12 protein-coding genes are annotated in these 12,932 nt (G+C 31.2%); 11 read left to right on the plus strand and 1 reads right to left on the minus strand.

All coding sequences use genetic code 11. From position 1 onward, the window contains the following. Positions 1 to 320: 320 nt before the first annotated feature. The 4 genes from LPB88_RS12060 (at position 321) to LPB88_RS12075 (ending at position 3,081) form a co-directional block, all read left to right on the plus strand. Positions 321 to 1,427, plus strand: coding sequence for a PepSY domain-containing protein (locus tag LPB88_RS12060; protein ID WP_230715854.1), 1,107 nt, complete (start codon positions 321 to 323; stop codon positions 1,425 to 1,427). Between the two features lie 433 nt (positions 1,428 to 1,860). Further along, complete coding sequence (locus tag LPB88_RS12065; protein ID WP_230715855.1) at positions 1,861 to 2,082, plus strand: hypothetical protein; 222 nt, start codon at positions 1,861 to 1,863, stop codon at positions 2,080 to 2,082. Then, positions 2,079 to 2,531 carry a CHAP domain-containing protein gene (locus tag LPB88_RS12070; protein WP_230715857.1) on the plus strand — a complete coding sequence of 151 codons (453 nt, stop codon included), beginning with the start codon at positions 2,079 to 2,081 and terminating at the stop codon, positions 2,529 to 2,531. Before LPB88_RS12065 ends, LPB88_RS12070 begins: the two co-directional genes overlap by 4 nt. Positions 2,532 to 2,568: 37 nt before the next feature. Continuing rightward, positions 2,569 to 3,081 carry a hypothetical protein gene (locus LPB88_RS12075; protein WP_230715859.1) on the plus strand — a complete coding sequence of 171 codons (513 nt, stop codon included), beginning with the start codon at positions 2,569 to 2,571 and terminating at the stop codon, positions 3,079 to 3,081. Positions 3,082 to 4,050: 969 nt separating this feature from the next. Here the strand turns inward: LPB88_RS12075 and LPB88_RS12080 are convergent. Further along, complete coding sequence (locus LPB88_RS12080; protein WP_230715860.1) at positions 4,051 to 4,524, minus strand: hypothetical protein; 474 nt, start codon at positions 4,522 to 4,524, stop codon at positions 4,051 to 4,053. A gap of 155 nt (positions 4,525 to 4,679) precedes the next feature. Between LPB88_RS12080 and LPB88_RS12085 the strand changes: the two genes are divergently transcribed. The 7 genes from LPB88_RS12085 to LPB88_RS12115 all read left to right on the plus strand — a co-directional run bounded on the left by LPB88_RS12085 (position 4,680) and on the right by LPB88_RS12115 (position 12,346). Further along, positions 4,680 to 4,820 (plus strand): hypothetical protein, encoded by a 141-nt coding sequence (locus LPB88_RS12085; protein WP_230715862.1) that lies wholly within the window; start codon positions 4,680 to 4,682, stop codon positions 4,818 to 4,820. After that, positions 4,813 to 5,094, plus strand: coding sequence for a hypothetical protein (locus LPB88_RS12090; protein WP_230715864.1), 282 nt, complete (start codon positions 4,813 to 4,815; stop codon positions 5,092 to 5,094). Before LPB88_RS12085 ends, LPB88_RS12090 begins: the two co-directional genes overlap by 8 nt. Before the next feature lie 134 nt (positions 5,095 to 5,228). Beyond that, positions 5,229 to 5,429, plus strand: coding sequence for a hypothetical protein (locus LPB88_RS12095; RefSeq protein WP_230715866.1), 201 nt, complete (start codon positions 5,229 to 5,231; stop codon positions 5,427 to 5,429). 668 nt (positions 5,430 to 6,097) lie between these two features. Further along, entirely contained in the window at positions 6,098 to 6,589 is a 492-nt protein-coding gene (locus LPB88_RS12100) for a hypothetical protein (protein WP_230715867.1), read from the plus strand. 38 nt (positions 6,590 to 6,627) lie between these two features. After that, positions 6,628 to 8,796 (plus strand): hypothetical protein, encoded by a 2,169-nt coding sequence (locus LPB88_RS12105; protein ID WP_230715869.1) that lies wholly within the window; start codon positions 6,628 to 6,630, stop codon positions 8,794 to 8,796. Between the two features lie 2 nt (positions 8,797 to 8,798). Beyond that, positions 8,799 to 11,714 (plus strand): hypothetical protein, encoded by a 2,916-nt coding sequence (locus tag LPB88_RS12110; protein ID WP_230715871.1) that lies wholly within the window; start codon positions 8,799 to 8,801, stop codon positions 11,712 to 11,714. Between the two features lie 2 nt (positions 11,715 to 11,716). Further along, a complete protein-coding gene (locus LPB88_RS12115; protein ID WP_230715873.1) occupies positions 11,717 to 12,346 on the plus strand; it encodes a hypothetical protein in 630 nt (209 codons plus the stop codon). Positions 12,347 to 12,932 lie beyond the last annotated feature (586 nt).

Raw genomic sequence — 12,932 nt, forward strand, 5'->3', positions numbered from 1 at the left:
TAAATCAATGATTTTATCTGCCTTTTAGTATCATTAAATGCAATCTTCAATTATCTTACTAATTGTTCATAGTAACAATATCAATAAATTTAACCCGTAAATTACCCATGTAAGGACTTTCTTTTTTCTTATCTAATACTAAAAATCTGAATGTTTTGTTTTAGATGAAAAAAAGTTTATTTTTTTTGAAAGACAGTCTGTATTAAGTCTAAATAAGCATAAATTTGTGCCAGAATTTTCGAATAAACAATCAGTTGTATTATAACATGAGTAAAATCCATTTCCTAGATCTAATTCACTGATTGCAGAAAACAGCATATATGAAGAAAAAAATTAAAAAGAATATTGGCAAACTACATTTATGGCTGGGACTTGGCTCTGGTTTAATTATTTTTATTGCCGCGTTAACAGGGAGTATTTTAGTCTTTGAAAAAGAAATTGATAAGGCCATAAATCCAGAATATTATAATGTTTCTACAATAGGAAATTCGAAAAAAACAATTGATTATTGCGTAGATATTCTTCAAAAACAATACGCGATAAAAAAGATAACCCGTATATATACTTTTAATGATCCTTCTCGCACAATACAGATTTTAGGAAAGGATCCAGATAAAAAAGCACATTTTTTTTCTATTGATCCTTATACAGGAAAAGTTCTGGCAACAACGCCTCAAGAAAGCAGGTTTTTTGTTGTGGTTTTATCCATACACAGACAATTATTACTGGGAGAATCTGGCGAAATTATTATGGGAACTTCTTGTTTAATCTTCACATTTATGCTTATTTCCGGTCTTATTTTATGGTGGCCAAAAAAAGCTAAAAATTTAAAACAAAGATTAAAGGTAAAATGGAGCGGTTCTTTTAAAAGAGTCAATTGGGACTTCCACTCTACTTTTGGTTTCTACGGCTTTTTAATTTTACTCATTATATCTCTAACAGGATTATCTTTTGCATTTACCTGGTTTCAAAATGGTGTTTATTTTTTAACCCAAGGCACAACCAAAAAACCATCGGCCAAAGTTGAAAACCCAACCAAAATAGATCCTAAACTCAATACTACTGCCTTTTACCAAGGTATTTATAATAAGGCCGATAGCATTTTTCCGTACACAGGAAATATTCAAATTAGAATGCCAGCAGATACAATCAATAGTATTTTAGTTCTTAAAGAGAATATAGAAATGACTATTCCCAATCAATCAAGCGCTGCTTATTTTGATAAATATACAGCCGAAAATATTGAAGCAAGACCTTATGAAAAATTTTCAACCGGAGACAAAATAAGACGTTTAAACTACCCTATTCACACCGGAAGTATTTATGGTTTACCAACCAAAATAATTGCATTTTTGGTTTGCCTTTTTGCAGCGACATTACCTATTACCGGATTTATAATTTGGCTGGGAAGGAAGAAAAAGAAATAGCAAATATTTCATAACAACAAAGCTGTTTAAGTACAATTTTATACTATTTAAATAGCAAATATATCTAACACCAAAGTTAATACTTTGGTGTTTTTTTTTTGAATCTACCTCATCTGCTTAATTACAAAAACACTTTTCAGGAAGTCATCACCAGTTTACTTGCTTTACATCTTTGTACAGTTCTGGAACATAACTGTACAAGGGGCGCACACCCATTTTTTCAAGAAGAACTTTCGACCAATCTTTGTAATCTCAAAAGGAAACAAAGGCTGAAATTGAAATGAAAAACGGGAACTTAATTATTAAAGTAACAGTCCTTGTTTCCTAAATGAAAATGAAAATATTGAAGTATTATAACAATCATTAAATGGAACAATTTCTTTACCCAACTCTCACCGCATTTTTTGCCGCTTTTATTACCTGGTTATTCTCGATGAGAAAATCACTAGCTCAAGACAGAGCTGCCGAACTTGACAATGCAGTAAATGCAGTAAAATATTATCGAGACCTACTCGACGATATCACAGCAAGATTAACTGCTGCTACAGAAACAATTAAAACTATGGAAATTCAACATAGGGAACTAATGATGGTCAACCAACAGTTAGTTGATGAGTTACAAAAATTCAAACAATTAAACGGAAAACAACAATGACACTAGCGCAAAAAACATTAGAAATTGCAACTGCACAAATTGGTGTAGAAGAAATTCCAAAACACAGCAACTCAGGTCCTGAAGTTGAAATTTATTTAAAAAGTGTGGGACTAACCAGAGGATATTCCTGGTGCATGGCTTTTATTTATTGGTGTGCTCAAAATGCCTCAGCTCAAACAAATTTAAAAAACCCTTTAAAGAAAACCGGAGGCGTATTGGATCAGTACAATTCCAGACCACTTTTAGTACAAACTGTTCCAAAAGTTGGTGACATTTTTATTCTGGATTTAGGAAAAGGCCTTGGTCATACCGGAATAGTTGAAAAAATAGCTAATAATATAATTTATACCATAGAAGGAAATACTAATGATACCGGGAGCCGCGAAGGTTACAAGGTTTGTAGAAGAACCAGAGAAATCAAAACCATAAAAGGTTTCTTGAGACTATAAACCAACAGAATATCATCATTAAGTACACCTAAATCGTATGAACAAATATTTAGAACGAATTGTTTTTTTGTTTTTTTTAGTCTTAGTTCTGGTTTCGTGCTCAAGCCCGAAACCGGTTCTAAGCGAAAACAAAATGCATACAGTTACCTTAAAAGAAATAGTACATGATACTGTTTTTAGAACAGAAAAAGACAGTAGTGTGTACAAAGCATTACTTGAATGTCAAAATGGAAAAGTAGTTTTTAGAAATGTTACTCAAGCCGAACCGGGGCGTAGCTTAAAAAGCCCAAAGGTTCGTCTTGATAACAATAAACTTCTTGTAGATTGTGAGCTAAAAAAACAGGAGCTATATGCTTATTGGAGGTCAAAACAAGTGAAAGATATTCAGGTTAAAACAATTAATACAACCAAGTTTATCAATTACTTAAGCTTCTGGCAAAAAGTACAAATCTGGCTTGGAAGAATCATTGTTTTAATTCTACTCTATTACGTTGTCAGATTTGCTTTAAAATTTAAAAAACAATATAGCACTAAAAATTATACTGACTAAAGCTTGCCAGTAAAAAGAATAAATGCCATTTGAAAGAGATGACTCATTGTGGCCACAAGCAGGAGCAGAAAATAACAGCATAAACCTCATCCTTTGTCCCTATCAACATCATTTCCCGGGACTATATATAAGATACTTTATATAGAGATTTATGCAAACGTGACATTTAGATCACTAAATCCGCTCCTGTAATCATCGGGCAAAAATATATAACATCTGATCTTGTCAAAGAATTACATTTTTTTGGACTGATTTTGTAGAGGAAGTTCTCAAGAATTTAAGGAAATGATTATTATCAAATTGCCGCTAATCAATATTGGCAAGCATTGGGGAGTTTTGCCCTTGGAGATGGCGGCATGGATGTTACTTAAAAAGTAAAACTTATTATGGTTTATTGTTCCTGCAGGTTTTGTAACAACAGTTGCCTCAGGAACAAAAACCAATTAAAAAAACATCAAAATATACTTAGAAATTTATTGAAAGATTTACAATCAAACAACTGATATTACATAACGATTGATCGTAATTAGGTTCATTATTATATTGGAAATTATTTTAAAAATTTCATTTTAACATTCCAGGGTTATTCTTTAAAAAAAGTTTAACCCTTTTTTAATAAGAAAAACAACATAATATAAGGCGAAAATGACATGCCTATTTTTATCAAATGAAGGTTTTTTATAAAATGAGTTAAAAAACTGACAAGTAGGAAAATAATAAGCAATAATTAACTTTAAAAATAACAAATGCTTATCTTTTTTAAGCTTCGAAAAAAATGAAAGATTTTTCTGTTTTTACGGGAAACCTCAAACTTTGAATTATGGCGATTCCGAATTTTACTTCTTGAACCTAAAAACATAAACAATGCCCCCTAGAAAATTAGAATACATTAAATTGTTACGTAAGTTATTCCTTGAAGGAAAAATTTGTATCGAGCTCTTAGAAGCTTTGCTAATTTGTGAAATGGAATCACTTAACTGATTTAATTGATTTCTTTAAAGAAAGATTTTCAATTTCGTCAATGATGTTAAGCCCGTCCTCAATTTCCTTTGCGTTCAGGGCTTTATTCACAGGAATTTGTGTTTTCAAAAATGTTATCTGATTTTTATAAAACTCTATTTGCTCTTCTTGAAAATTTAATTTTTCTTTTAATAGTTTATTTTCAGAGCTTAGTGTTTGATAGTCTAACGACTCCTCATCAATGGAGCGTTTATCTACTTTAATTTTAGATTTATGCTCATTACTTTTTTCAGACAAAAGAGAATCGAAACTTATTTCGAAAACCTCGTGTAGCTTAACTACAAAATCAAGTTTAGGTAATGTTCCTTTTCTGTAATTACGAATATTAGCCTCGCTTGTACCCATTATTTTTGCAAAGGCACTATTGTTTCCTTTGTATTCTTTAATGGCTATATCATTAATCTTTTCATTTATAACACTCATAACTAACGTATTAAAAAATAATATCGAAAAAACATTCGAATTTATTTGTTTAATCGAAATAAGTTTCGATATTTGTTTCGAATTCAAAAGCAAAGTTACTAAAAATTAATGGAGCATGTTGCATAAAAAAACTTAACCTATAACGACAATCAAAAATGACAAATTCTCAAATAGTAGCCAAAATTCAGGAATTGGAAACCTGGCTAATTGAAAACCCACACAGTTCTGAACGCAATTTGATAGAATCGGACCTGAAAAAATTAAGAACCGCCTTATTAGATAAAAGTCATGAATAAAATTCAAATAGAAAATCGAATTGCCATACTTTATTTATCACTTCAATTTTGTACCGAAAAAATAAAAACATTTACTGTAGGCGAAAGAATTTGCATTAACCAAGAACGTTTTCAATGGCTGCACATACTCTCTAATCCAGAGGAAGAACCTAAGCCGGTTTCAGTACAAATAGAAACCAAAATACAGGAAGTAACAAGACTTATTGCTATTTATAACTATAAACCAAGTAATCAGGATCCTTTTGATTACCAAAAACCCGAAACAGATTTATAAAATGGAATCAACAAACAACATCAGTACCATATTGCTATTAGCTTTCCTGCTAATTATTACCAACCTCAAACCTATATTATTATTCCGAGAGTGGATCAATTTTAAAATAAATACAACATTTAAACAATACAAAAATGAGCGTAAGGATAAAACCAATTACTGATCATAAAAGCTACGAAATAAATGGTCGGACTATTTCTAAAGATCCAAAAGGTAATTGGATTTATAGCTGCAATTTATCTCTTAAAGAACTTCAGGCTTTTGTTCAGTATGAAACTATAGTTATTAAGAATCCCCGATTCAAAAAGCATACGAAAGCAACTTATAAGGGCTAATACTATTGCTTTAGGAAGTTATATCATTTTCTGAGATATAATTAACATCCCCTTACCCTATCATATTCATTATAAAACGATTAAACTATTTAATCATAACAAATTGTTTCAAAGAATCTTTAAAACAATAGGGACAACTATGCTTAAAAACTAAATACTAATTCAACTATTTATTTATTCCTAAATCTTATGTCAATATCAACCAACAGAAGTCTGGGCACTCAAAGAAACAAACTCTTACGCTACAAACTGATTAAAGATCTGTATTACAAACACAAAACCGAAGATATTCCCACTACTGTGGTTTGGCGAAAATATATTTGTCCTGTCTACCCTATTTCACGTACAACGCTGTATGAAATCTTATGTACGTCGGTAACTATTGAACTAAAAAGGATTGAAGATGAAATCAAAAAACAAACTAAACTTTGAGAATCAACTCTCTTAAATAACTACAGCTACAAATCACTATTGATGATTTTAGAAATGAACTATAGTTTACTTGCTTTACAACTCTGTACACTACCAGAACACATGAGTACAAGCGCTTTGCATCTATTTTTTTAAGAACAACTTTCGGTCAATCTTTGCTGTCTCAATGGGAAACAACTGCTGGCAAACAAGCAGAAAACACTACTCTTCTTCCTGTAAACTTCAAAATATATTATATGACCAGAAATCTAAAACGAATTGTTTTTTTGTTTTTTCTAGTCTTAGTTCTGGTTTCGTGCTCAAGCCCGAAACCGGTTCTAAGCGAAGACAAAACCAAGACAATCACTATCAAAGAAATGCTTCACGATACTGTTTTTAAAATCGAAAAAGACAGCAGCTCCTTCAGAGCATTACTAGCATGCCAGAACGGGAAAATAACCATACAAAATGTTACTCAAGCCGAACCAGGGCGTAGCTTAAAAAGCCCAAAGGTTCGTCTTGATAACAATAAACTAACTGTAGACTGCCAACTGGAAGAACAAAAACTCTACGCTCATTGGAAATCTCAACAAGTAAAAGAGATCGAAGTAAAAACCATCAATACCACAAAATTTGTAAATCAATTGACCTTTTGGCAAAAAGTACAAATTTGGCTGGGGAGGATTTTTTTACTGGTGTTGGTTTATTACATCAGCAGGCTAATTCTTAGATTCTACAGGCTGCTCTAGCCACGATTACAATTTTAAATAATTTCACACCACAATATATGTCTGCAACGTCTCATTTTTTCACAGAGTCCGGGGGCTTTACCCAAAGCCAGGCTCAATCTTTTGGACCAGTAAACGATGCTGAATTTAACCTAACCTCAAAATTCAGTGTTGCTACTCCTCAAAAAGCTTATTCGATCTGTAAAGGTGTTGTTTTAATACAACCTCAAACAGGTAATTCAAATAAGGTAAACCTTATTCTTCGCCCTTATAAACAACCTATTAAAGGATTAAATGTAAAATACTTTATATACAGAGGTTTACAAAAAAGCGATTTTTTTACAGCAGGTACAATCAACTCATCCAATACCGGAACCTCATCTGATTTTATCACTAAGATAAATGCTGACTTTAATGCTTTTCACGGAGATCGAAAAGCCCAAGATGGAGTCACTCCTTTACCTATACCGCCATTTACAGCCAAATATATTGGTTATGATGAAAGCATCACCGATTTATCAATTCCATTGTCAGCATTCTTTTTTAAGCAATCTGAATTTGTAGCCGCTGGTAATACTTTTGATGAAAAAGATGATTTTGAACTGCCAATGATCGACATTGGTAAATCATTAGGATATTTTGCTGCAGGTGAATGCGGGATTGATGTTGTACTAAACTACGGTGATTACAAACACAATTTTGATAACGGTGAGTTTACTTTCGATTTAAGCTATGCCCGTAGCAACGAGGCTAAAATTACTTTAAGTGGTACTGATGCCAACAAGAAGTTACTGCGTGAGCAAAGTACTCAATTTATTGATATTGCTGCTTTCTACGGTTTATTTGTACCTAAAGAAAGTGTGAGTGTAATGACTGCCGGAACTCCAACAGAAGTAAAAGGCTCTGCCATATTTGATATCATTATTGGTAAATTCTTCACCAAGAACAATTGGTATGTTTATATCCAGAGCGATCGTACTCGTAGTTATGATTTTTATGGCAACTACAAAATAAGTGAAACCGGAGCCAATAATCTAAAAACAGGATTGCTTGAAGATGCAACCACGAAAATTGTTCCGATGACAGAAACTCAATACGGGACTCTTGGCTGGCCTGTTTTAATTAATACACAACAACAGGCAAATATTGTTACTGCAAACAACCTGTATTTGCAATTGGTAACCGATAATAATAACAATACCGCATTCTACGGACAAATTGCAAACGTAGCTAACGCACAAAAAGACAATTTTATCAATGCCGATGGTTTGCGATTACCTTCCGATACCGAGGGTAATTATCAAAATCTTACCTCAACAGTACAGCTTACCACACCTGCTACAGCCGGAAAAAATATTGCATCACTAAGCATATTACTTTATCAGGGAAAAATTAATACTTATGATTCTGAAACAACTCTTGATGTCAACGGTGAACCGATTATCTTAAAAAGGCAAGCCAACTATTTTGATGATGTTTTTAGTTTAATTGACGCACAACCTTTATTAAAACTAAGTGGTGATACTAGTTTTTCTAAAATGACTTCTGAAAAACTAAACCTCATCAATGAGTTTTACGACAAGAAACAACAAGGTATCTCTGTAGCACAAACACTAACGGTAAACGACGTTATCGAAACCGGAATTGAGGCTACACCAACTGTTACTCGTGTAACTTATCTTACTGAAGCTGGTGAAGTGATGAATAATGCTGTTTCTGCAACTGGAAGTACCACGCCTGATACTAAAACCAGTGCTTCTGCAAGTGGAGCTGTCTCGAAAAATAAGACTTATGAATTACCAGAACCATTTTCTTACAATTTAAAGCCGTTTACAGACGGCACAGAGACCATTAATGGACTAGAAATCAAAACTTTTGATAGTACTATACCTGGCAAAATTATTTTAGGATTAACCAAAACTGAAAATAATATCCTTAAGGCTTTAATTACGCTTGGGTTAAAAAATCCTCGTTTATTTCTAATTGATTTATTCGAAGATGAAAATGAATTTGTTTCTCCCGAAAATATTTCTTATCAAAAATACAAAGTGGCAATCGTTGCCGAAAGCGAAAAGGGAACGAAAAAACTTTACAAACCTGACACTAATGTTTTTGTTTATTCATTAGATCGGAAATATCATTTTAGCAAAGGTTATAGTGAGTACATGCCACCTATTTCAGTTGGGATTGAGGGCGATAATTTAATTGATGAACAAATTATTATATAAATATGGAAGATTATGCTGTTGTTTTAGCAAACGACTTAGTAGTAAAAGCCTCTAATTTTGGAGGTATTGATAATATAGGATTCAACAAACAAGGTAAGGCAGTCACATTTATATATGAAGGTCAAAAAAATATTGCCCTTTTTGATTTTAAATCAAATGTGTTTCTAGATTATGTAGAAGAAGGATATTTTAATAAATTAAAAGCAAAAGAAGTTCATAAAGAAGGTGATAAATATGATGGTGTTGAAAAAGCATTATGGGCAGGTTTTGCTTTTAAGAAATACGACAAATTAATTCGTGCTCAATTTAATGATAAAATATATGGTATATTAAGAGATGAAACCGGATTATGTTATAATAGGTTTACATGGATTTATACAAATCCTTACGCTATACCAGTAAATCCTGTAAAAGCACCAAACGCTCCAGCTCATGGTAGCTCATGCAATACATTTGAAAATGGAACCCATGCAAAAAATTTCTTTGATGCCTTTAAAGATCAAATCTTTTATGATACTAATGGAGAAGATATAAGGCTTATTGGTGAAATTGCTTCATTATTAAAAAGTGCAGGAGAAAAAACCGCCGAAGCCTTTTTAAATTTTAATTTAACCGGTGTTGATACAACCAAATTTACTTTTCATAAATCTGAAAATGGATACGCAAGGAGCGAATTTTTAAAATATAAAGAAGGCCTTGAATTATGGCTTAAAATGCTTAAAAAATACAAGTCAGAGATAAGTAAACTAGGCCACGAAGAACAATTGTTTATAGCTATCGATGTTATGTACCGTCATAACATGCTAACATTATTAACTGTTGATCAAAGAATTAGCATCTTAAAAATTTTAGTTGAAAAAAAGGCATTGATGAACTGGTATTGGGTTAATTTTTCTATTGGATTTGTTCATAAAGAAGATTTAGCAATTTATATATTAAAATCTTTTACAAGTAAAGACGATGCTGATTCTTTTTTGAAAAAACTTGCTTCCACAAATGTCATAAAATCTGAATATAAAGACCACCAAGGAGTTTTACTAGATACGAGCTATACAACACTCTACAAAATGCTATTTTATAGAATGGATGATTATGCCGGAAAGGATAACTTCACTTTTTTTGTTAAAGAATTACAACGAATAGTTCTATTGAAAAACAATATTGCAATCAATGTCCCTACCCTCTATACCCCAGAGCAATTAAAAGAAATAACCAAAGCTCAATTTATTTGGAGAGAAAAACAGCTTAAAAATGAGCCAAAAAAAGAAAGAGTAACTTATCAAATAATCCAAAATACTGATGCAAAATTAGAAATTAAAGAAAAAATCATATTAAAAACAGAGTTAAAAGAAGTTTATTACACAAGTACTGCCGGCATACCAATTATGTGTGGATATGATGAAGTACCAGTTGAAATAAAAGAAAAAACATTTGAATTAAATCATTTTGATTTGGTATCTATACATTTTTATCACAATCCCACTTTTATAGATTTAACATCTGATGCTACATATGTAGGACAGAATTTTTTCACTTTTGCTGGATTTATCGATTATATTTTAGAAAAAGAAAGTACGAAAGTTGCTGAAGATGTATTTATTGTTGTATTGTACACAATTTCATTAGCAGTTGGATTTGGTGAGTTAATAGCAGCATTAAGAACTCTAAATGCTGCAAGAGCAATTTTGGGGATAGCTATGATAAGCAATGACACAGCACTTTATCTAACACAAAATACCGAATTCCGTAATTATTTAGTAAGCATTTATGGTCAGACTAGAGCAAATGAAATCTTGCAAAATATGGCAATACTATCATCTATTGCTTCTATTGGACTGAATGCTGTCGCTGGTTCAGGAATTTTAAAAGCCTTCTCTAGAGAAGAAGCACTTAAATTAGTAGGTACAGGTGAGGCAATATTAAAAGATTCAGCAGCTTTAGAAAAATTACTTCCTGCTGAAATAAAAGCTTTAGAGGAAGCTGTTAAAAGAATAAAAAATGAGTTATATTCAATAAGAAATGTTCCAGAAGCTGTTGAAACAATAATTAATACAAAAGCATCAGTCTTATTTGATAAATTTGTCGACTTAAAAACTGCATTCAACACTATATCACCAGTTGATAAAGCTTTATTTTACAAAAATTTTAGTTCTTTAGCTGAAAAAGAAATAATTGTTTTGCGAAGTATTTGGTTAGCTTCAGATGATGTAGGTAGAATAGAAATTATATACAATTCTGATATTTGGTTAAGAAATATTAAAGCAAGAGAATTATATTTAAATAATAAATATGATGAGCTATCAGAACTTTTTAAAAAACCTATAACAGATTCTTATTTATTTCGAGAAAAAAGGTATTTAGTAGAGCCTAGTATGCTAAATGACTTGGAATATCTTAAAGATTTTGTACATCCAGAATTAATAAAGGCAATTGCAATTGCAGACAGAACAGATGATGTAGCAATAATTTCTTCCAAACTTGGTATCTCTGAAAACATTGTTCAAAAAGTTAAAAACCATTATTTCATAGATGAGCATTTTGTTCTCAACGAAAACGTCTTGCAGAAGGGAAGATTTGAAAGATCTTATGGAGATTGCGATGAATGGCTTAATTTTGTAAATAATCCATTAAACACCATTTCTGATGTTGAAATAAAAAGATTTAAATGGTTAATTTCGCATGAATACATTGAAGCTAAGTTAATGGAAAAAGGTATGTTGTTTAGAAGTTTCAATGATCCTGGAATTTATACAGCATTTGATAATGGGGCGCATTGGCAAAGTATATCGATAACCTCTGGAAATGAGTACTTTTATCCTATAAACAGAAATAGTAATATTATAATTCCAGTACCTAATAATGACTTAAGTAATTTAGACTTAATTGTAGATAAATTAATTGATATTAATAAATTATAAAAATGCAAGAAATATTTAACAAAAAATTTGACGTATTTAACTCCTTCGTTTTTAAATCTGAAAATGCTAATAATACTGCAGGAGTTTTATTATTTAAAGAGTATTTAAAAATAATGAATAAATGGTATGCCAATATAGATATCATCGAAAAATGGGGTACTATTTTTAGAACTGACACAAGTCATAATTTAGTATATCTAATTGCTCCACAACTTTTAGAAAGTGTTATATCATTAGAAGATTTTAAAAAAAATCTAATTGTTGATAAAAGATTTGACACTTCTAGAAAAGGACTTGATGTACCTATTTTATATGCATATTTGTGTTGGGAAGTGTTCAAAAATGATCCTTCATTTAATCATTTTATAAATTTACCCAATCCTTATGAACCAGTTATAAAAATTTTAACTAGAGGCAATCATATTGTCCGTGGAGAAATGGCTACAATTGAAATTGATGTCACACCAATTTTTAAGGATCTAGATTTTTCTAAAATATTTTTACCGTCTTGTGATGATCTTTTCTTAAATTATATAGATGAAGTATGTCAAAGAAGCGGTAGTAGAGGAATTCCTAATCAAGAAAAGACAAGTCAATTATGGGAGGAGTTTAAAAATCAAAACCATAATTAATAAAAGTTATAATTCCCTCTGTCTTGTCCTAAAATAGGTTTACGCAAAAATGTAAAAGTATGAAAAGATATTAAAAAACATCACCCCGATCCACTAAGTCTCCTTACGAAAAGCTGCGGCAAATGTCTCTGACTTTGCGCAATTTCATAGATTTCTATCGAAACTATAAATCTCATAAAGTCTCTGACTTTTAATATCTTTTTTCTAAAAAAATGGAACAAAACTTATCATACCATATCTTTAGTGAAGTTTAGTTTAAAGTTAGTGACTTTCTGAAATTTTCGTTTTTAATTTTCGTTTCCATAAAAAATAGAACAAAGCTACAGACAGTTGAACAGCACACGGAGTAATTAGAGAAGAGTCTAAAAATCGAAGAAGACAGAAAAATCACAAAACCTAAAGATGTTTCTTCGAAGAAATTATAAAAAAATTAAAATTAAAGCTTCAAAAAAAGGGAACTTGCATTTACAAGTTCCCTAAGCTTTTATCTCAAAATTAGAGTTCTCCAAAAACTATAATACTCCACAGTTCTCATCAGCAAAAAAACTAATGCTGACAAAACGATTAAAAAAACTGCACTTATCTA

This window comes from Flavobacterium sp. JAS, from assembly GCF_020991455.1.
Classification (GTDB): Bacteria; Bacteroidota; Bacteroidia; order Flavobacteriales; family Flavobacteriaceae; genus Flavobacterium.